The sequence below is a fragment of the Streptomyces sp. NPDC018964 genome (assembly GCF_044390325.1).
Classification (GTDB): Bacteria; Actinomycetota; Actinomycetes; order Streptomycetales; family Streptomycetaceae; genus Streptomyces.
Genome location: NZ_JBIRYZ010000018.1, coordinates 116,003 through 136,278 on the forward strand (window position 1 = coordinate 116,003; position 20,276 = coordinate 136,278).

General features: G+C 71.3%; 14 protein-coding genes and 2 pseudogenes. 12 read left to right on the top strand and 4 right to left on the bottom strand.

Annotated features, from left to right (window positions below; all coding sequences use genetic code 11):
- The first annotated feature begins 230 nt into the window (after positions 1-230).
- Positions 231-1,271, top strand: coding sequence for a bile acid:sodium symporter family protein (locus ACH5AO_RS26485; protein ID WP_398928844.1), 1,041 nt, complete (start codon positions 231-233; stop codon positions 1,269-1,271).
- Positions 1,272-1,315: 44 nt separating this feature from the next.
- On the opposite strand, the gene ACH5AO_RS26490 is transcribed toward ACH5AO_RS26485, so the two are convergent.
- The 4 genes and pseudogenes from ACH5AO_RS26490 to ACH5AO_RS26505 form a co-directional block, all read right to left on the bottom strand.
- Positions 1,316-2,962, bottom strand: a complete 1,647-nt coding sequence (locus ACH5AO_RS26490) for an alpha/beta hydrolase (protein WP_398928788.1) — start codon at positions 2,960-2,962, stop codon at positions 1,316-1,318.
- Positions 2,963-3,184: 222 nt separating this feature from the next.
- On the bottom strand, positions 3,185-4,033 hold the full coding sequence (gene fdhD, locus ACH5AO_RS26495) for a formate dehydrogenase accessory sulfurtransferase FdhD (protein ID WP_398928790.1): 849 nt from the start codon (positions 4,031-4,033) through the stop codon (positions 3,185-3,187).
- Positions 4,034-4,050: 17 nt separating this feature from the next.
- Positions 4,051-4,581: pseudogene (locus ACH5AO_RS26500) on the bottom strand (4Fe-4S dicluster domain-containing protein); the annotation flags it as partial.
- Between the two features lie 220 nt (positions 4,582-4,801).
- Positions 4,802-5,224: pseudogene (locus ACH5AO_RS26505) on the bottom strand (ketopantoate reductase family protein); the annotation flags it as partial.
- 177 nt (positions 5,225-5,401) lie between these two features.
- Here ACH5AO_RS26505 and ACH5AO_RS26510 point away from each other — a divergent pair.
- From ACH5AO_RS26510 to ACH5AO_RS26560, 11 genes are all read left to right on the top strand, one after another.
- Entirely contained in the window at positions 5,402-6,754 is a 1,353-nt protein-coding gene (locus ACH5AO_RS26510; RefSeq protein WP_398928792.1) for an OFA family MFS transporter, read from the top strand.
- Positions 6,723-6,863, top strand: a complete 141-nt coding sequence (locus ACH5AO_RS26515) for a hypothetical protein (protein WP_217137301.1) — start codon at positions 6,723-6,725, stop codon at positions 6,861-6,863. Before ACH5AO_RS26510 ends, ACH5AO_RS26515 begins: the two co-directional genes overlap by 32 nt.
- Before the next feature lie 145 nt (positions 6,864-7,008).
- Positions 7,009-7,956: a beta-ketoacyl-ACP synthase III gene (locus ACH5AO_RS26520; protein WP_398928795.1), complete on the top strand. Its 948-nt coding sequence runs from the start codon at positions 7,009-7,011 to the stop codon at positions 7,954-7,956.
- 143 nt (positions 7,957-8,099) lie between these two features.
- Positions 8,100-8,777: a GntR family transcriptional regulator gene (locus ACH5AO_RS26525; RefSeq protein WP_398928796.1), complete on the top strand. Its 678-nt coding sequence runs from the start codon at positions 8,100-8,102 to the stop codon at positions 8,775-8,777.
- Positions 8,778-8,987: 210 nt separating this feature from the next.
- On the top strand, positions 8,988-10,169 hold the full coding sequence (locus tag ACH5AO_RS26530) for an ROK family protein (protein ID WP_398928798.1): 1,182 nt from the start codon (positions 8,988-8,990) through the stop codon (positions 10,167-10,169).
- A 205-nt stretch (positions 10,170-10,374) separates the two neighbouring features.
- The gene (locus ACH5AO_RS26535; RefSeq protein WP_398928800.1) at positions 10,375-11,892 is read left to right on the top strand and encodes a sugar ABC transporter ATP-binding protein; all 1,518 of its coding nucleotides are present in this window, start codon (positions 10,375-10,377) and stop codon (positions 11,890-11,892) included.
- Entirely contained in the window at positions 11,889-12,908 is a 1,020-nt protein-coding gene (locus ACH5AO_RS26540) for an ABC transporter permease (RefSeq protein WP_398928803.1), read from the top strand. The genes ACH5AO_RS26535 and ACH5AO_RS26540 overlap by 4 nt, the downstream gene beginning before the upstream one ends.
- Positions 12,909-12,925: 17 nt before the next feature.
- Entirely contained in the window at positions 12,926-13,972 is a 1,047-nt protein-coding gene (locus ACH5AO_RS26545) for a substrate-binding domain-containing protein (protein WP_398928805.1), read from the top strand.
- Positions 13,973-14,051: 79 nt separating this feature from the next.
- Positions 14,052-15,260 carry a Gfo/Idh/MocA family protein gene (locus tag ACH5AO_RS26550; RefSeq protein ID WP_398928807.1) on the top strand — a complete coding sequence of 403 codons (1,209 nt, stop codon included), beginning with the start codon at positions 14,052-14,054 and terminating at the stop codon, positions 15,258-15,260.
- Between the two features lie 14 nt (positions 15,261-15,274).
- A complete protein-coding gene (locus ACH5AO_RS26555) occupies positions 15,275-16,273 on the top strand; it encodes a sugar phosphate isomerase/epimerase family protein (protein ID WP_398928810.1) in 999 nt (332 codons plus the stop codon).
- 283 nt (positions 16,274-16,556) lie between these two features.
- The gene (locus ACH5AO_RS26560; RefSeq protein ID WP_398928812.1) at positions 16,557-20,270 is read left to right on the top strand and encodes a ThuA domain-containing protein; all 3,714 of its coding nucleotides are present in this window, start codon (positions 16,557-16,559) and stop codon (positions 20,268-20,270) included.
- Positions 20,271-20,276 lie beyond the last annotated feature (6 nt).

The following is a 20,276-nucleotide window of genomic DNA, read 5'->3' on the forward strand; positions in this document are numbered from 1 at the left end:
ACTGACCGATGAGTAAGTTTCGGTGGAGCAATCTCCACCGAATCTGTACGGCCCCATGACCGCCCCTTGGGGCGCCCCACGGCCCCACGGGTCCCGGCGTGCGCGCCGGCCGGAACGTGATGACAGGGAGAGCGGCACACCGGATTCCCGATCACGGAGGGAGGGAGCAGGATGGGGAGGGACCGCCCGTGAACCCCCGAGCACCCGAGCACCTGAGCAAGTGGAGCACCGTGAAACGCCTGCGTCGACCGAGTCGGCCGCCGATCGACCCGTACATCCTGCTGCTGCTCGGAACGGTGGGCCTCGCCACGCTGTTCCCCGCCCGGGGGACCGGCGCGGACCTCGCCTCCGGCGCCTCCACCGCCGCGATCGCCTTCCTGTTCTTCCTCTACGGCGCCCGGCTCTCCACCCGCGAGGCCCTGGACGGGCTGAAGCACTGGCGGCTCCACGTCACCGTGCTGGCCTGCACCTTCGTCGTCTTCCCGGTGCTGGGCCTGGCCGCCCGCGGACTCGTCCCGGTGCTCCTGACCGACCCGCTCCACCAGGGCCTGCTCTTCCTCACCCTGGTCCCGTCCACCGTCCAGTCGTCGATCGCGTTCACCTCGATCGCCCGCGGCAACGTGCCCGCCGCGATCTGCGCCGGCTCCTTCTCCTCGCTGGCCGGCATCGTCGTCACCCCGCTGCTCGCGGCGACGCTGCTGGGCGGCGCCGGGGGCGGGTTCTCCGCCGGGTCGGTGGTGGAGATCGTGCTCCAGCTGCTGGTGCCGTTCGTCGCCGGGCAGCTGCTGCGCCGCTGGATCGGCGGATTCGTCTCCCGGCACCGGAGGGTGCTGGGGCTGGTCGACCGGGGCTCGATCCTGCTAGTCGTCTACACCGCGTTCAGCGAGGGCGTGGTGCGGGGCGTCTGGCACCAGGTGAGCCCCGCCCGGCTCGGCGGGCTGCTCGCCGTCGAGGCCGTGCTGCTCGCCGTGATGCTGCTGCTGACCTGGTACGGCGCCAAGGCGCTGCGGTTCGGCCGGGAGGACCGGATCGTGATCCAGTTCGCCGGGTCGAAGAAGTCGCTGGCCGCCGGGCTGCCCATGGCGAGCGTCCTGTTCGGGGCCGAGGCCTCGCTGGCCGTGCTGCCGCTGATGCTGTTCCACCAGATGCAGCTGATGGTGTGCGCGGTGATCGCCGGGCGCCGTTCCCGCGACCCGGTGGCGGAGGCCACCGTCCCGGACCCGGCCGGACGGCCACGGACCGAGGCCGGTACGAGGACGCGTTCCGGCTGAGCGTCGCGGCCGCGCCGGTGGCCCCCGGCCGGTGAGGACCGGTGTCACGGGCACGTCGTGCCGGCCCGGGGGATCGTGCCGTGGAGGAGGTACCTGTCGACGGCCTCGGTCGCGCAGCGGTTGAAGGGGTACGACCCATGGCCCTCGTCCCGCACCGTCAGCAGCACACCGACCCCCTCGCCCAGCTCGGCCGCCATCCGCTCGGCGCCCTCGTACGGCGTCGTCGGGTCGCCGGTGTTGGCGACGACGAGGATCGGGGCGGCACCGTCCGCGCCGACGTCGGGGGTGGCGCTCTCGCCGTCGAACGGCCAGTCGTAGCAGAGGTGGACGCCGACGGCCCAGGTCTCGCCGAAGACGGGGGAGGCCGCCTCGATCCGCTTCGCCATCGCCTCGGCTTCGCCGAAGCCGGGGCGCAGGTCGGAGTCGGCGCAGGTGATCGCCACGAAGGCGGACGTGCCGTTGCCGCCCGAGGCCCCGCCGCGGACTCCGGCGCCCGCCCGGGCGCCGCGTGCCTGGGTGTCCGGGCCGTGGTCGTACGCCTCCTCCAGCAACGCGTCGCCGGTGCCCCGCTCCATGACCTCGCGGAGCGCCTTCGCCAGCGGTTCCCAGCCTTCCTCGCCGCTGTCCAGGTGGTTCGCGATGGCGTGGGCGGCGAGACCGTCGTCGAGTTCCTCGCCGCCGTCGGTGGGCGCGGGTTTCCTCGCGAGCTCGTCCAGCAGCTCGGTGACGCGTTGCCGGGCCTGCTCCGGGCCGCTGCCGGTGGGGCAGTCGTCGTAGGCCTTCGCACAGTGTCCGGCGAAGCGGTCGAAGGCGAGCTGGACGGCCTTGACCTGGCTGATCTGGCCCCGCGCGCGGTCCAGCGTCGGGTCGACCGGGGCTTCGAGCACGAGCCGGCCCACGTTCCCCGGGAACAGGTGGGCGTAGACGCCGCCCAGCCTGGTGCCGTAGGAGACGCCGAAGTAGTGCAGCTCCTCGTCGCCGAGGAGGTAGCGCATCAGGTCCATGTCGCGCGCGGTGTGGGAGGTGCCGACGTACGGCAGCAGCTCACCGGAGTGCTTCCCGCAGGCGGCGGCGCTCTCGTACTCCTTCTCCCCGCAGATCACGGGGGCCGTCCCGCCGACGCCGCGCGGATCGAAACCGACCAGGTCGTACTGCTCGCCCAGCGCGGCGTAGTCGCTCGCGAACTCGGGGAGCCGCACGACGCCGGACTGGCCGGGGCCACCGAAGTTGAAGAGGAGCGATCCGATCCGCTTCCGTTCCGGTCCGGTGGCCCTCTTGCGGATCATGGCGACGTCGATCGTGTCGCGGCCGGGCCGCTCGTAGTCCAGCGGCGCCTTCATCGTGGCGCACTCCCAGCCGTCGCCCGGGGCGTCACCGTCCCCCTGCGCCCCGGACGGTGCCGGGCAGGCCGACCAGGCGAGCCGCTGGCCGGTGGTGAAGGCCGCGGGCAGCCCCGGTGGCGGGTTCGTCGCCTTGCGTTCGTTCCGGCGGGGCGCCTCGCCGCCCTCGGAGGACGCGAAGGGGCCCGAGCCCGAACCTCCGACGACATCGCACCCGGTCACCACGCACACGACGGCGAGCAGGCCCGCGGCGGCGCGCACCGCCGCCCGCCGGGAGGGACCGCCGGACCCGTCCGCCCCCGTACCGGAGGACCGGGTCGCACGACCCGGGTTCCACCATCGCGTACGCACCCGCGAGACCCCCTGCCCCCTGGCACACCGCGACAGCGTGCCGTTCGACGTCCGACGGTCCGAACCTACTGATCATCGTTTTCCGATGGCAACGGATCAGGGGTCCGGACGGGAGACGTGGGGGCGCGGCATGGTGCGGCACGGGATCGCGGCGGGGCCCCACGGCGCAGGGGGCGCTCCCCGCCGGCAGGGGTCCCGCCGCCGTGCAGCGAGGGGAACCGGTCAGCCCCGGGCGGCCGCGGCCCGCAGGGCGATGCGCTCCTCACCCGCGTACACGTTCATGGAACCGCCCCGCAGGAAGCCCACCAGGGTCAGGCCCGTCTCCGCCGCCAGGTCCACGGCCAGTGAGGACGGCGCGGAGACCGCCGCCAGCATCGGAACACCGGCCATGACCGCCTTCTGCGCCAGCTCGAACGAGGCCCGGCCGGAGACCAGCAGGATCGTCCGGGACAGCGGCAGGTTCCCGCTCTGCAGGGCACGGCCGACCAGCTTGTCGACCGCGTTGTGCCGGCCCACGTCCTCCCGTACGTCGAGCAGTTCGCCGTCCTCGTCGAACAGGGCCGCCGCGTGCAGGCCGCCCGTGCGGTCGAAGACCCGCTGGGACGCGCGCAGCCGGTCCGGGAGGCTCGCCAGCAGCTCCGGCCCGACGCGCAGCGGGGGAGTGTCGGCGATGGGGTGGCGGGCCGTCGTGCGTACGGCGTCGAGGCTGGCCTTGCCGCACAGGCCGCAGGAGGAGGTGGTGTAGACGTTGCGTTCGAGTGTGATGTCCGGGATCACCACGCCGGGGGCGGTCTTCACGTCCACCACGTTGTAGGTGTTCGAACCATCGGCCGTCGCCCCGGCGCAGTAGACGATGTTCCGCAGGTCCGGGGCGGTGGCGAGCACCCCCTCGCTCACCAGGAAGCCCGCGGCGAGCGCGAAGTCGTCGCCGGGCGTGCGCATGGTGATGGCGAGGGGCTTGCCGTTGAGGCGGATCTCCAGGGGTTCCTCGGCGACGAGTGTGTCCGGACGGCTCGACACCGCCCCGTCCCGGATGCGGAGCACCTTGCGTCGTTCCGTGACTCGTCCCATGTTCCCACCAGTTCCGCTCAGTCCCGGTTCTGTACGTGCGAAAAGCCGAAACGGCCCTTGATGCACAGGTTGCCGTGGGTCACCGGATTGTCGTGCGGCGACGTGACCTTCACGATCTCATTGTCCTGCACATGGAGGGTGAGGTTGCAGCCCACACCGCAGTACGCGCACACGGTCGTCGTCCTCGACTGCCGCGACTCGTCCCATGTACCCGCCGCCCGCATGTCGAACTCCGACTTGAACGACAGGGCCCCGGTGGGGCAGACCTCGATGCAGTTGCCGCAGTACACGCACGCCGAGTCGGCCAGCGGGGCGTCGTGCTCGACGGCGATCCGGGCGTCGAAACCGCGGCCCGCGACCGAGATCGCGAAGGTGTTCTGCCACTGGTCGCCGCAGGCGTCCACGCACTTGTAGCAGAGGACGCACTTGTCGTAGTCGCGGACGTAGAGGTCGTTGTCGATCCTGGGTCCCTCGTCGAGGCGGGCCGCGTCCGGGCCGAAGCGGTCCGGTTCCGCCTCGTACTCCTCGAACCACCCGGCGACCCGGGGAAGGGGGCGTCGCGCGAGTCCCGGACGAGGGGGTGGGTGAGGCGGGTGCAGGTCTTCGGGCTCCGGTCGCGTCGCTTCCGGTCGTTTCGGGCTCGGTCGCGTTCGCTCATGCGGCGCTCCTCGGCGCGGGCAGGTCCGACAGGGCGTGCACGGTGCGCGGGGTGGGCACCGGGGCACCGGTGGTCTCCGCCGGCTCGACGACGGCCGCGAGCGGGACGTCGTGGACGGTGCGGCCGACGGCCCGTTCGGGCGCGGGCACCGCACTGACCGCGCCGCCCGGGTCCACGCTCTCCGGGCGGCGGCCGTCGTACGGTCCGCCGTACCGGTGGACGTACCACCGGGGGATGCCGTTCCGGGCGGCCACGACGGTCGTGGTGTCGTGCGTCAGCGGCCCGTACGCCGCGTACGAGTTCGCCTCGAGACCCGGGAACACGTGGTCGGCCGGGCCGACTCCGGCCGGGGCGTCGGTGGCGCGGGAGTGCGCGGTGAAGTCGCCGCGCGGGCCGCGCACTTGTACTCCGTACCGCCTCATGGCCGCCGGGTGCGGTCCACGGGCGAGGAGGCGCGCGTCGGCGCCCGCGTGGTGGAGCGCGGCACCGACGCAGGCGCCGATCGCCCCGGCGCCGAGGACTGCGACTTCCATGGCGAGGGTAGCTCCGTCCGGTCGAGGGACACGAGGACCACGGGAACCGCCGAATCTCTGTCGACGAAATATTGTCTACAGTATGGAGGTGGTGCCAGCAAGGCTTTGTGCAGTACCAGTGGTTGTCCGCTCAACCGTCTTCTCAACGGTCCCCTTCGTCCCTACGGTGGGGGACTCATGAGTCCCCCCGTCGCACCGCCGGGCTGGAGCCGCTGGCTCGTGCCGCCCGCCGCGCTCTCCGTCCACCTCTCCATCGGCCAGGCCTACGCGTGGAGCGTGTTCAAGCCGCCGCTGGAGTCCGCGCTCGACCTCAGCGGCACCCAGAGCGCACTGCCCTTCCAGCTCGGCATCGTCATGCTCGGCCTGTCCGCCGCGTTCGGCGGCACCCTCGTCGAACGCCGGGGCCCGCGCTGGGCGATGACCGTCGCCCTGATCTGCTTCTCCTCCGGCTTCCTGCTCTCCGCCCTGGGCGCGGCCACCGAGCAGTACTGGCTGATCGTGTTCGGCTACGGCTTCGTCGGTGGCATCGGCCTGGGCATCGGCTACATCTCACCCGTCTCGACGCTCATCAAGTGGTTCCCCGACCGGCCCGGCATGGCCACCGGCATCGCCATCATGGGCTTCGGCGGCGGCGCGCTGATCGCCTCGCCCTGGTCGGCGCAGATGCTCGACTCCTTCGGCGCCGACAACACCGGCATCGCGTACGCCTTCCTCGTGCACGGGCTGACGTACGCCGTGTTCATGCTGCTCGGCGTGGTGCTGGTACGGGTGCCGCGCACCGCGCGTCCGGTGGCCGGAGCGCCCTCCGCGCTCACCGGGCCGCAGGTCTCGGCCCGCTCGGCGGTGCGCACCCCGCAGTTCTGGCTGCTGTGGCTCGTGCTGTGCCTGAACGTCACCGCGGGCATCGGCATCCTGGAGAAGGCCGCCCCGATGATCACCGACTTCTTCGCGGACACCTCCGCACCGGTGTCGGCGACCGCTGCCGCCGGGTTCGTCGCCCTGCTGTCGGCGGCCAACATGGCGGGCCGCATCGGCTGGTCCACCACCTCCGACCTCATCGGCCGCAAGAACGTCTACCGGGTCTACCTCGGCGTCGGCGCGCTGATGTACGCGCTCATCTGGCTGCTGGGCGACTCCTCCAAGCCGCTGTTCGTGCTGTGCGCCCTGGTGATCCTCTCCTTCTACGGCGGCGGCTTCGCCACGGTCCCGGCGTATCTGAAGGACCTCTTCGGCACCTACGAGGTCGGGGCCATCCACGGCCGGCTGCTCACCGCCTGGTCCACGGCCGGGGTGCTCGGACCACTGATCGTCAACTGGGTCGCCGACCGCCAGGAGGAGGCGGGCCGGCACGGCCCGTCCCTGTACGGGCTGTCACTGGTCATCATGATCGGGCTGCTCGCCGTCGGCTTCGTCGCCAACGAACTGGTCCGGCCCGTCCACCCCCGCCACCACGTCCCCGCTCCCGCTCCCGCTCCCGGGACACCGAAGGAGGCCGCCGATGACCGGCGACAGCAGCCAGAGTCCGCCTAGCCCCGACCGCCGCGGACTGATCGCCTTCTCCTGGCTGTGGGTGGGCGTGCCGCTCGCCTACGGACTGTACGAGCTCGTGCGCAAGGCGGCACAACTGTTCACCGGCTGACCGCGGAGCCGTGACACCCCTCTCCGGATGCTGACGGAAGCCGACAAGCCCGGCGCCCGTTTCCTGTCGCTTCACCTGCCTCCGTACCGGTGAGTCATTGATCAGACTGGTGAACCCCGCACCCGACCACCGAGGGGATCCACTCATGATCGGCTCGCGTATTGCCGCCGTCGGCCACTACCAGCCCGCCCGGGTCCTCACCAACGAGGACCTGGCGGGCATGGTCGACACCAGCGACGAGTGGATCACGAGCCGGGTGGGCATCCGCACCCGCCACATCGCCGGGCCCGACGAGCCGGTCGACGAGCTGGCCGCGCACGCCGCCGCCAAGGCACTGGCGGCGGCCGGCCGGACGCCCGCCGAGATCGACCTCGTGCTGGTCGCCACGTCCACCGCCATCGACCGCTCGCCCAACATGGCCGCCCGCGTCGCGGCCCGCCTCGGCATGCCCGGACCCGCCGTCATGGACATCAACGTGGTCTGTGCCGGATTCACCCACGCCCTCGCCACCGCCGACCACGCCGTACGGGCCGGCGGCGCGAGCCGGGTGCTGGTCATCGGCGCCGACAAGATGTCCGACGTGGCCGACTGGACCGACCGCACCACCTGCGTGCTGGTCGGCGACGGGGCGGGGGCCGTCGTGGTGGAGGCCTGCGCCCCGGACGCGGAGGCGGGGATCGGTCCGGTGCTGTGGGGCTCGGTGCCCGAGATGGGCCACGCGGTGCGGATCGAGGGGACGCCGCCGAGGTTCGCGCAGGAGGGGCAGAGCGTCTACCGCTGGGCGGCCACCCAGCTGCCGGTCGTCGCCCGCCAGGCCTGCGAGAAGGCGGAGCTGGCCCCCGAGGACCTCGCCGCAGTGGTGCTGCACCAGGCCAACCTGCGGATCATCGAACCCCTCGCCCGCCGGCTCGGCGCCGTCAACGCCGTCGTCGCCCGCGACGTCACCGACTCCGGCAACACCTCGGCCGCCAGCGTCCCGCTCGCCTTCTCCAAGCTCGTCGAACAGGGCGCGGTGACGACCGGCGACCCGGTCCTGCTCTTCGGCTTCGGCGGGAACCTGTCGTACGCGGGACAGGTCGTGCGCTGCCCCTGAGCCCGCCGCGGATGTGACGAGGCCCGTTCCCCGCCCCCTGGCACCCGTGCGCCGTAGACTGTAGACGAAAGACAATCACTACCGGCGTTGCGGTGCACCGGCGTTCGCGGTGGTGTGCGGCGCGGCCGAGGAGGGGGACCGCGATGTTGTCGACCGGACTGCCCCGAGGGGCGGTGCCCAGGCTCGAACGGCCCGGACCGCTGCGCGACCGGGTCTACGAGGCGCTGCTCGAACTCATCACCACCCGTGCCCTCCAGCCCGGCCAGCATCTCGTCGAGAGCGAACTCGCCGGCCACCTCGGCGTCTCCCGCCAGCCGGTGCGCGAGGCGCTGCAACGGCTCAACACCGAGGGCTGGGTCGATCTGCGGCCCGCGCAGGGCGCGTTCGTGCACGAGCCGACGGAGGAGGAGGCCGACCAGCTCCTCACCGTCCGTACGCTGCTGGAGGCGGAAGCGGCCCGGCTGGCCGCGGGCAACGCCGACGGCGCGGGGGTGGAGGCCCTGGAGGAGATCCTGGCCGAAGGACTCGAGGCCGTCGCCGCCGACGACGTGGACGCCGCCGTCGCCCTCAACGCCCGCTTCCACGCCAAGATCATGGAGCTGGCCGGCAACGCCGTGCTCGCCGAACTCGCCGCCCAGGTCGACCGGCGCGTGCGCTGGTACTACACACCCGTCGCCCGGCAGCGCGGCGAACAGTCCTGGGTCGAGCACCGCGAGCTGATCGCCGCCGTCGCCGCCCACGACGAACAACTGGCCACCCGGCTCATGCGCGAACACACCGAGCACACCCGGCGCTCGTACCACGCCCGCACGGAGTCCTGAGCGCACCTTTTCGATCACCTTGCGGTGGTTCTCCACGCACCCTCGCGGACTTCTTTGTCCTGTGAGTGGAAAAAGTGGGGGGCAATTCCTGCGCGACTTCTTCCCACCTCCGGCAGGCGCTGCTACTTTCCCATCCGAAAGCACGCCACACACGTGGCCGGAATCCGGCGCGCACATGCCGATCGAGGCGGGGAGGGGTTCGTGAGACGTATGACAGCGCGACCCGCCAACGCCCACCAGGCACGACTGCTCAGGTTGCTGCGCGACGGCGGACCCAACTCCCGTGCCCAACTGGGCGACCAGGTCGACCTCTCCCGGTCGAAACTGGCCGTGGAGGTGGACCGGCTGCTGGAGACGGACCTCGTCGTGGCCGACGGACTCGCCGCCTCGCGCGGCGGCCGGCGCTCCCACAACATCCGGCTCAACCCGCACCTGCGGTTCCTCGGCGTCGACATCGGCGCGACCTCGGTCGACGTCGCCGTCACCAACGCCGAGCTGGAGATCCTCGGGCACATCAACCAGCCCATGGACGTACGCGAGGGACCGGTCGCGGTCTTCGAGCAAGTACTCGCCATGGCAGCGAAGTTGAGGGCCTCGGGGCTCGCGGAGGGGTTCGACGGCGCCGGCATCGGCGTCCCGGGCCCGGTCCGCTTCCCCGAGGGCATCCCGGTGGCTCCACCGATCATGCCGGGCTGGGACGGCTTCCCCGTGCGGGAGGCGCTCAGCCAGGACCTCGGCTGCCCGGTCATGGTCGACAACGACGTGAACCTGATGGCGATGGGGGAGCAGCACGCGGGCGTCGCCCGCACCGTCGCCGACTTCCTCTGCGTCAAGATCGGTACCGGCATCGGCTGCGGCATCGTCGTCGGCGGTGAGGTCTACCGCGGTACGACGGGCAGCGCGGGCGACATCGGGCACATCCAGGCCGTGCCCGACGGCCGCCCGTGCGCCTGCGGCAACCGGGGCTGCCTGGAGGCGCACTTCTCCGGCGCGGCCCTCGCCCGGGACGCCATGGAGGCCGCCGAACAGCGGCTCTCCGCCGAACTCGCCGGCCGGCTGGAGGCGAACGGCACGCTCAGCGCCGTCGACGTCGCCGCCGCGGCCGCGGCCGGTGACGCCACCGCCCTCGATCTGATCCGCGAGGGCGGCAACCGCACCGGCCAGGTCATCGCCGGCCTGGTCAGCTTCTTCAACCCCGGCCTGGTGGTGATCGGCGGCGGGGTGACCGGCCTCGGCCACACCCTGCTCGCCGCGATCCGCACCCAGGTCTACCGCGGCTCGCTGCCCCTGGCCACGGGCAACCTGCCCATCGTGCTGGGGGAGCTGGGACCCACCGCCGGAGTCATCGGCGCGGCCCGGCTCATCAGCGACCACCTGTTCTCACCCGCGTAAGCAGCCTTCGCAAGCAGCCTTCCCCGCTCCTTCGTCGCACCCGCTTGAGGCACCACCGCATCCGCGTCACGGCACCCGCTCCCACCGCACGGAACAGCCCACCCGTACAGGCACGCCACCGCCCTACCCCGCCCTGCCCGAAAACGCCTGCCCCGCAAGGGGACCGCCCTGACACCGGCCCGTACGCCCGCCGAGGGGAATCCGCATGGCACCACAACCACCGCTGCTCAGCATGTCCGGCATCACCAAGTCGTTCCCCGGAGTCCGGGCCCTGGACGGCGTCGACCTCGACGTCCAGGCCGGAGAGGTGCACTGCCTGCTCGGCCAGAACGGCGCCGGGAAGTCCACCCTGATCAAGGTGCTGGCCGGTGTCCACCAGCCCGACACCGGCACCATCCGCTGGCGCGGCGAGGACGTCACGCTGCGTTCCCCGATCGCCGCCATGCGCCTCGGCATCGCCACCATCTACCAGGAACTCGACCTGGTGGAACACCTGTCGGTCGCCGAGAACGTCCACCTGGGCCACGAGCCGACCACCGCCGGTTTCATCGTCCGGTCGGGAACGGCCAAGGCGTCGACGGCCCACCTGCTCAAGCGGCTCGGACACCCCGAGATCGACCCGGCCCGGCTGGTCGGCGAACTCTCCGCGGCACAGCAGCAGATCGTGTCCATGGCGCGGGCGCTCTCCCACGACGTACGGCTCATCGTGATGGACGAGCCGTCCGCCGCCCTCGACCCGGACGAGGTCGACAACCTCTTCCGCATCGTCGGCGACCTCACCGCCGACGGAGTCGCCGTCGTCTACATCTCGCACCGCCTGGAGGAGATCCGCCGCATCGGCGACCGGGTGACCGTGCTGAAGGACGGCCGCGCCGTCGCAGGCGGGCTGCCCGCGAAGTCGACGCCGACCCGCGAGGTCGTCGCGCTGATGACCGGGCGCAACGTCGAGTACGTCTTCCCCGAGCGGCCCACCGCCGCCCCGTCGGGCGAACCGGTGCTCACCGTCGAAGGGCTGTCCCGCCAGGGCGAGTTCGCCCCGCTCGACCTCCAGGTGCGGCCCGGGGAGATCGTCGGGCTCGCCGGACTCGTCGGCTCGGGACGCTCCGAGATCCTGGAGACGATCTACGGCGCCCGCAAGCCCGACACCGGCCGGGTCCTCGTCGACGGGCGCCCCCTGAAACCGGGCAGCGTACGGGCCGCGGTCCGTGCCGGACTCGGGCTCGCCCCCGAGGAACGCAAGGCGCAGGGCCTGCTGATGCTGGAGTCCGTCACCCGCAACGTGTCGGTCTCCTCCATGTCCCGCTTCGCCAAGGCCGGCTGGATCGACCGCGGCGCGGAACTGGGGGCGGCCCGCGAGGCGGTCCGCGAACTGTCGCTGCGGCCCGACAACCCGGACGTGCCCGTGCGCACCCTGTCCGGCGGCAACCAGCAGAAAGCCGTGCTCGCCCGCTGGCTGCTGCGCGGCTGCCGGGTCCTGCTGCTCGACGAACCCACCCGCGGCGTCGACGTCGGCGCACGCGCCGAGCTCTACGCGGTCGTCCGCCGGCTGGCGGACGAGGGCCTCGCCGTGCTGCTGGTCTCCAGCGAGGTGCCCGAGGTGCTCGGCCTCGCCGACCGCGTCCTGGTGCTGCGCGAGGGCAGCGTCGTCCACACGGCTCCCGCCCGTGAACTCGACGAACACCGTGTACTCGACCTCGTGATGGAAGGAAGCCCGGCGTCATGACGCAGAACGTCTCCCCGCCGCGGGACAGCGCCCCCAAGGCGCCGTCGGCCGGCGAAACACCCGCCTGGCGCGCCGTGTTGTTCCGCGCCGACGTCCGCACGCTGTCGCTGTTCGGCGTGCTCGCCGTACTGATCCTCATCGGCGGCATCACCAAACCGGACCAGTTCCTGGACACCCGCAACCTCCAACTGGTCCTCACCCAGGCCTCCGTCATCGGTGTCGTCACCGTCGGCATGACCTTCGTCATCATCTCCGGCGGCATCGACCTGTCGGTCGGCGCGATCGTCGCCCTCGCCTCGGTGTGGGCGACCACCGTCGCCACCCAGGAGTTCGGCTTCGCGGGCATCCTCTTCACCGCCGTCCTCGTCGGCCTGGGCTGCGGTCTTGTCAACGGGCTGCTCGTCGCGTACGGCGGGGTGGTCCCGTTCATCGCCACCCTCGCCATGCTCGCCTCGGCCCGCGGCCTCGCCCTGCAGATCACCGACGGGCGCACCCAGATCGTCACCGTCGACGGCGTCCTCGACCTCGGCGAGCGCGACTCCTACATCCTCGGCATCCCGCCGCTGGTCCTGGTGTTCGCCGCGGTCACCGTCATCGGCTGGCTGCTGCTCAACCGGACCACCTTCGGCCGCCGCTCCGTCGCCGTCGGCGGCAACGCGGAGGCCGCCCGGCTGGCCGGCATCGACGTACGCCGTCAGCGGCTCTACCTCTACCTGCTGTCCGGGCTGTGCTGCGGCATCGCCGCCTTCCTGCTGATCGTGCTGGCCGGCTCCGGCCAGAACACCAACGGCAACCTCTACGAACTCGACGCCATCGCCGCCGCGATCATCGGCGGCACCCTGCTCACCGGGGGCCGCGGCACCATCGTCGGCTCCGTCCTCGGCGTCCTGATCTTCACCACGATCACCAACATCTTCGCCCTGAACAACCTGCAGACCGACGTCCAGCAGATCGCCAAGGGCGCGATCATCGTCGTCGCCGTGCTGGTCCAGCGCCGTACCCCGAGCACGACCTGAGGAAAGGGTTCACCGCCATGCCAGAGACACCTTTCGCAAGCCGCAGAGGACTGCTCTTCGGAGCGGCCGCCGTGTCCGCCGGCGTGTTCGTCACCGGCTGTACGAGCAACGAGTCCAGTGACGACGAGCCCGCCGCCGACAACCAGCCGGCCGCCGACGACAAGCCCGGCAAGCCGGTCACCATCGGCTTCGCCGGACCGCAGGCCGACCACGGCTGGCTCAACGCCATCAACGACAACGCCAAGAAGCGGGCGGAGAAGTACTCCGACGTCACCCTGGAGATCACCGAGGGCTCCAACGACACCGCCCAGCAGATCGGCCAGATCGAGACCCTCATCAACAAGAAGGTCGACGTCCTGGTGATCCTGCCCGCCGACGGCAAGGCCCTCACCCAGGTCGGGCTGAAGGCGATGCGCGCCGGCATCCCCGTCGTCAACCTCGACCGGATCTTCAACACCCCGCAGGCGTACCGCTGCTGGGTCGGCGGCGACAACTACGGCATGGGCCTCAACGCCGGCCACTACATCGGCGAGAAGCTCAAGGACAAGCAGGGCGCCAAGGTCGTCGAGCTGGCAGGACTGGACAACCTGGAGCTGACCAAGCAGCGCACCCAGGGCTTCGACGACGCGCTGAAGAACTACCCCAACATCCAGAAGGTGGCCCGCCAGGCCGCCGAGTTCACCGTCGAGTCCGGCCAGGCCAAGATGGCCCAGCTGCTCCAGGCGCAGTCGCGGATCGACGCCGTGTGGAACCACGACGACGACCAGGGCGTGGGCGCGCTGCGCGCCATCGAACAGGCCGGGCGCGACGAGTTCCTGATGGTGGGCGGCGCGGGCGCGCTCTCCGCCTTCGAGGCCATCAAGGCCGACAGCGGGGTCCTGAAGGCCACCGTCCTGTACCCGCCGACGATGGCCGCCTCCGCGATCGACCTGGCCCGCGCCCTCGGCCAGGGCAAGGGGGTGGGCGGCCTCGCCGAGTTCGAGATCCCCTCGTCGGTGACCTGCTACTCGGCCGTCGTCGACAAGGAGAACGTGGACCAGTACATGCCCACCGGCTTCAAGTGAGGAGCCCCGCCCCACGGGCCTGACCAGCCCCCCGGGCGGGGCCCACCCCCGCCCGCACGACGACGAGGAGGACATCCGAATGGCACAGCCGCAAGCGTCCGACGGGGATCGGGCGGGGAAGCCACCGCTGCGCATCGGCATGGTGGGTTACGCCTTCATGGGCGCCGCCCACTCCCAGGGCTGGCGCACCGCGGGCCGCGTCTTCGACCTGCCGCTGCGCCCCGACATGGCCGTGATCTGCGGCCGGGACGCCGACGCCGTGCGCGCGGCGGCGGACCGGCACGGCTGGGCGGAGGCCGAGACCGACTGGCGCGCCCTGGTCGAACGGGACGACATCGACCTCGTCGACATCTGCACCCCGGGCGACAGCCACGCCGAGATCGCGCTCGCCGCGCTCGCCGCCGGCAAGCACGTGCTGTGCGAGAAGCCCCTCGCCAACAGCGTCGAGGAGGCCGAGGCGATGACCCGGGCCGCCGAAGAGGCGAAGGGGCGCGGCCGGCTGGCGATGGTCGGCTTCAACTACCGCCGGGTCCCCGCGACCGCGCTGGCCCGGCGGATGGTGGCCGAGGGCCGGATCGGGAGGCTGCGGCACGTGCGGGTCGCGTACCTGCAGGACTGGCTGGTCGACCCGGAGTTCCCGCTGACCTGGCGGCTGCGCCGCGAGCAGGCCGGCTCCGGTTCGCTCGGCGACCTCGGCGCGCACATCGTCGACCTGGCGCAGTACCTGTCCGGCGAGCGGCTCGCGGGCGTCTCCGCGCTCACCGAGACGTTCGTACGGGAGCGGCCGCTGCCCACCGCGCCCAGTGCCGGTCTGGCCGCCGTCTCCGCCGCCGGCACCGGACAGGTCACCGTCGACGACGCCGCCCTGTTCACCGGCCGGTTCGCCTCCGGCGCCCTCGCCTCCTTCGAGGCCACCCGGTACGCCACCGGACGCAAGAACGCCCTGCGCATCGAACTCAACGGTGAGCGCGGCTCGCTCGCCTTCGACCTGGAACGGCTCAACGAGCTGGAGTTCCACGACGGCGGCGAGCCCGGCACGCACGCCGGATTCCGCCGCATCCTCGTCACCGAACCCGAGCACCCCTACCTCGACGCCTGGTGGCCGCCGGGCCACGGCCTCGGCTACGAGCACACCTTCGTGCACCAGGCCCGCGACCTGGTCCACGCGGTCGCCGAGGGCCGTGTGCCCGAACCCTCCTTCGCCGACGGACTCCAGGTGCAGCGCGTCCTGGCCGCGGTGGAGGAGAGCGCCGAGAAGAACTCCGTCTACACACCGATCGCCGCCTGAGAGGACGGACACGGATGCCGCGCAATTTCACGCTGTTCACCGGCCAGTGGGCGGACCTGCCGCTGGAGGAGGTCTGCCGGCTCGCCCGCGACTTCGGCTACGACGGTCTCGAACTCGCCTGCTGGGGCGACCACTTCGAGGTGGACAAGGCGCTCGCCGACCCGGCGTACGTCGCCGGCCGCCACCAGCTCCTGGAGAAGTACGGCCTGAAGTGCTGGGCGATCTCCAACCACCTGGTGGGGCAGGCGGTGTGCGACGCCATCATCGACGAACGCCATCAGGCGATCCTGCCCGCCCGCATCTGGGGCGACGGCGAGGCCGAGGGCGTGCGGCAGCGGGCCGCCGCCGAGATCAAGGACACCGCGCGCGCCGCGGCCCTCCTCGGTGTCGACACCGTCATCGGTTTCACCGGCTCCGCCATCTGGCACCTGGTCGCCATGTTCCCGCCCGCGCCCGAGTCGATGATCGAACGCGGCTACGAGGACTTCGCCGAGCGGTGGAACCCGATCCTGGACGTCTTCGACGCCGAGGGCGTGCGCTTCGCGCACGAGGTCCACCCCAGCGAGATCGCCTACGACTACTGGACGACCGTACGCGCCCTGGAGGCGGTCGACCGCCGGCCGGCCTTCGGCCTCAACTTCGACCCCTCCCACTTCGTGTGGCAGGACCTCGACCCGGTTGGCTTCCTGTGGGACTTCCGCGACCGGATCTACCACGTCGACTGCAAGGAGGCCCGCAGGCGCCTCGACGGCCGCAACGGCCGCCTCGGCTCCCACCTGCCCTGGGGCGACCCGCGGCGCGGCTGGGACTTCGTCTCCGCCGGCCACGGCGACGTCCCCTGGGAGGACGTCTTCCGCATGCTGCGCTCCATCGACTACCAGGGGCCCGTCTCCGTCGAGTGGGAGGACGCCGGCATGGACCGGCTCCAGGGCGCGCCCGAGGCGCTGACCCGTCTCAAGGCCTTCGACTTCGAGCCGCCCAGCACGTCGTTCGACGCCGCGTTCAACAGCTGATCCGGGTCCCGGCCGCAGGCCGGGACGGGGACCGGGGACGGGGACCGGGACATGCGCCGGTCCCCGGATCCGGCCTGCCCGAATCCCGCTTTGTCCTGAGTTGGGGAAAAGTTAAACCGGTCCTGGTCCAAGGGGTGTTCGCCCCGGAAGAACGCGGTTACCGTCCCTGAAGTGTTCAGGACACACAGGCCCCCGGGGTGACGGCGCACCCCGGCGCCCGCACGCACCCCCCACGTCTTCGCACCTGTTCCGTACGGCTCCACCCCGTTCCCGGAGGGACTTCGTGCACAGAACCAGACTCAAAACCACCCGCGCCACACGGCGCCCCAGGCTGCGCACCGGCCTCGCCCTGCTCACCGGCCTGCTGCTGGCCGTGGGCACCCCGGCCACCGTCGCCGGCGCCCACCCCGGCCACCCGGAACACGACGAACCGGCCGCGGCCGAGGGGCAGTTCCAGCAGGTGCCGCTCGCCAAGGGCGAGCCGGAGATGGGCGAGCCGATGTCGCTCGCCGTCCTCCCGGACCGCAGCGTCCTGCACACCGCCCGCGACGGCACACTGCGCATCACCGACCAGGGCGGCGTCACCAAGGTCGCCGGCAAGATCCCCGTCTACACCCACGACGAGGAGGGCCTCCAGGGCGTCGGCATCGACCCGGACTTCGAGAACAACCGGGCGATCTACCTCTACTACGCCCCGCCGCTGGACACCCCCGCGGGCGACGCCCCGTCGACCGGCACCGCCGCCGACTTCGCGAAGTTCGACGGCGTCAACCGCCTCTCCCGCTTCGTCCTCAACCCCAACGGCACCCTCGACCTGGCCAGCGAGAAGAAGGTCCTCGACGTCAAGACCTCGCGCGGCATCTGCTGTCACGTCGGCGGCGACATCGCCTTCGACGCCGAGGGCAACCTGTACCTGTCGACCGGCGACGACAGCAACCCCTTCGAGTCCGACGGCTACACGCCGATCGACGAACGGGCCGACCGCAACCCCGCCTTCGACGCCCGCCGCACCTCCGGCAACACCAACGACCTGCGCGGCAAGATCCTGCGCATCAAGGTCGCCGAGGACGGCTCGTACACCATCCCGGAAGGCAACCTCTTCCCCCCGGGCACCGAGAAGACCCGCCCCGAGATCTACGCGATGGGCTTCCGCAACCCGTTCCGGATGAACATCGACAAGCCGACCGGCACCGTCTACGTGGGTGACTACGGCCCCGACGCCGGCGCCGCCGACCCGAACCGCGGCCCGGCCGGGCAGGTCGAGTTCGCCAAGGTGACCAAGGCCGGCAACTTCGGCTGGCCGTTCTGCACCGGCGACAACGACGCCTACAACGACTACGACTTCGCCACCGGCACCTCCGGACCGAAGTTCGACTGTGCCGCCCCGAAGAACACCTCGCCGCACAACACCGGCCTCGAGGACCTGCCGCCCGCGCAGACCGCGTGGATCCCGTACGACGACGCCTCCGTACCCGAGTTCGGCACCGGCTCCGAGTCCCCGATGGGCGGCCCGGTCTACCGCTACGACCCCGAGCTCGACTCCTCGGTGAAGTTCCCCGAGGCGTACGACGGCGACTTCTTCGCCGGTGAGTTCGGCCGCCGCTGGATCAAGCGGATCGAGCAGAACGAGGACGGCACGGTCGCGAAGATCAACGACTTCCCGTGGACCGGCACCCAGATCATGGACATGGAGTTCGGCCCCGACGGCGCGCTCTACGTCCTCGACTACGGCGTCTCCTGGTTCCAGGGCGACGAGAACTCCGCGTTGTACCGGATCGAGAACGCCGAGGACGGCTTCTCCCCGATCGCCGGGGTCAGCGCGAACCGGACGTCCGGCGCGGCCGGCCTGAAGGTCAAGTTCACCGGTACCGCCGACGACGCCGACTCCCCGGACCTCACCTACAGCTGGGACTTCGGCGACGGCACCAAGGGCGAGGGACTCACCCCCACCCACAAGTACAAGAAGATCGGCACCTACACCGCGACCTTCACCGCGAAGGACCCCGAGGGCAACACCGGCAGCGCCAGCACCCGGATCGTCGTCGGCAACACCGAGCCCACGGTGAAGATCACCCTGCCGGGCAACGGCAGCCTCGCCGCCTTCGGTGAGCCGGTTCCCTTCAAGGTGACCGTCACCGACCCCGAGGAGACGATCGACTGCTCCAAGGTCAAGGTCGCCTACAGCCTCGGCCACGACTCGCACGCCCACGAGCTCACCAGCGAGATGGGCTGTGAGGGCACCCTGAAGCCGCCCGCCGGCGACGGCGGCCACGACCCCAACGCCAACATCTACGGTGTCGTCGGCGCCAGTTACACCGACGGCGGGGCGAACGGCCAGGAGGCACTGACCGGCACCGCCCGCGCCGTGATCCAGCCGCTGCACCGCCAGGCCGAGCACTTCGGCGCCCAGCAGGGCGTGTCGGTGATCGATAAGACCGGCGCCAACGGCGGCAAGACCGTCGGCGATATCAACGACGGCGACTGGATCTCCTTCAGCCCCTACCTGTTCAAGGGCCAGAAGAAGATGACCGTACGGGCCTCCTCCGGCGGCTCCGGCGGCTTCATCGAGCTGCGCACCGGCTCGCCCACCGGCAAGCTGCACGGCTCGGCGTACATCCCGCCGACCGGCGGCTGGGAGACGTTCCAGGACGTCGACGTGCCGCTGCGGTCCCTGCCGAAGAAGACCACGGAGATCTACCTGGTCTTCCGGGGCGGCGAGGGCGCGCTGTACGACGTGGACGACTTCGAGTTCTCCAAGGAGCCGTTCAAGAAGGGCAAGAAGGTCCTGGTCTTCTCCAAGACCGCGGGCTTCCGCCACGACTCCATCCCCGAGGGCGTCGCCGCCCTCAAGGAGCTCGGCGCCCCGGCCGGCATCTCAGTCACCGCGACCGAGGAGGCCCGGCAGTTCACCACCGCCAACCTCGCCAAGTACGACGCGGTCGCCTTCCTGTCCACCACCGGTGACGTCCTCAACGCCGACCAGCAGAAGGCGTTCGAGAACTACGTCGCAAACGGCGGCGGCTACATGGGCATCCACGCCGCCGCCGACACCGAGTACGACTGGAAGTTCTACGGCGGACTCGTCGGCGCGTACTTCGACTCGCACCCGGCCATCCAGAAGGCCACCGTGCGCGTCCACGACCACGACCATCCGTCCACCGCGCACCTGGGTGACGCCTGGGAGCGCACCGACGAGTGGTACAACTACCGCACCAACCCGCGTGAGCAGGCCAAGGTCCTCGCCACCCTCGACGAGACCACCTACTCCGGCGGCGGCATGAAGGGTGACCACCCGATCGCCTGGTGCCAGAGCTACGGCGGCGGCCGCTCCTTCTACACCGGCGGCGGCCACACCAAGGAGTCGTACGCCGACGAGGCCTTCCGCACCCACCTGCTCGGCGGCCTGCAGTACGCCACCGGCCAGGTGAAGGCGGACTGCAAGCCGGACAAGGGCTACCGGGAGATCTTCAACGGCCAGACCCTGGACGGCTGGAAGCAGGCCGGCCCCGGCAAGTTCAACGTCAAGAACGGCACGCTGGAGTCCGAGGGCGGCATGGGCCTGCTCTGGTACCAGGCCAAGGAGCTCAAGTCGTACTCCCTGAAGCTCGACTGGAAGATGCAGGGCGACGACAACTCCGGTGTCTTCGTGGGCTTCCCCGCCTCCGACGACCCCTGGTCCGCGGTGGACAAGGGCTACGAGATCCAGATCGACGCCACGGACGCGGCGGACCGCACCACGGGCTCCGTCTACTCCTTCAAGTCGGCGAACATCAAGGCCCGTGACCAGGTCCTGCGGCCGCCCGGCCAGTGGAACTCCTACGAGATCAAGGTCCAGGGCGAACGCCTCCAGGTGTTCCTCAACGGAGTCAAGATCAACGACTTCACCAACAAGGACCCCCAGCGGAGCCTGACCGACGGCTACATCGGCCTGCAGAACCACGGCGCCGACGACCAGGTCTCCTTCCGGAACATCCAGCTGAAGGAACTGCCCTCCTAGGGCGCC

Coding starts and splice junctions, on each gene's coding strand:
- fdhD (WP_398928790.1), bottom strand. CDS start 4,033: ATGGGACGAGTCACGGAACGACGCAAGGTGCTCCGCATCCGGGACGGG.
- ACH5AO_RS26510 (WP_398928792.1), top strand. CDS start 5,402: ATGAGTCCCCCCGTCGCACCGCCGGGCTGGAGCCGCTGGCTCGTGCCG.
- ACH5AO_RS26515 (WP_217137301.1), top strand. CDS start 6,723: ATGACCGGCGACAGCAGCCAGAGTCCGCCTAGCCCCGACCGCCGCGGA.
- ACH5AO_RS26520 (WP_398928795.1), top strand. CDS start 7,009: ATGATCGGCTCGCGTATTGCCGCCGTCGGCCACTACCAGCCCGCCCGG.
- ACH5AO_RS26525 (WP_398928796.1), top strand. CDS start 8,100: ATGTTGTCGACCGGACTGCCCCGAGGGGCGGTGCCCAGGCTCGAACGG.
- ACH5AO_RS26530 (WP_398928798.1), top strand. CDS start 8,988: ATGACAGCGCGACCCGCCAACGCCCACCAGGCACGACTGCTCAGGTTG.
- ACH5AO_RS26535 (WP_398928800.1), top strand. CDS start 10,375: ATGGCACCACAACCACCGCTGCTCAGCATGTCCGGCATCACCAAGTCG.
- ACH5AO_RS26540 (WP_398928803.1), top strand. CDS start 11,889: ATGACGCAGAACGTCTCCCCGCCGCGGGACAGCGCCCCCAAGGCGCCG.
- ACH5AO_RS26545 (WP_398928805.1), top strand. CDS start 12,926: ATGCCAGAGACACCTTTCGCAAGCCGCAGAGGACTGCTCTTCGGAGCG.
- ACH5AO_RS26550 (WP_398928807.1), top strand. CDS start 14,052: ATGGCACAGCCGCAAGCGTCCGACGGGGATCGGGCGGGGAAGCCACCG.
- ACH5AO_RS26555 (WP_398928810.1), top strand. CDS start 15,275: ATGCCGCGCAATTTCACGCTGTTCACCGGCCAGTGGGCGGACCTGCCG.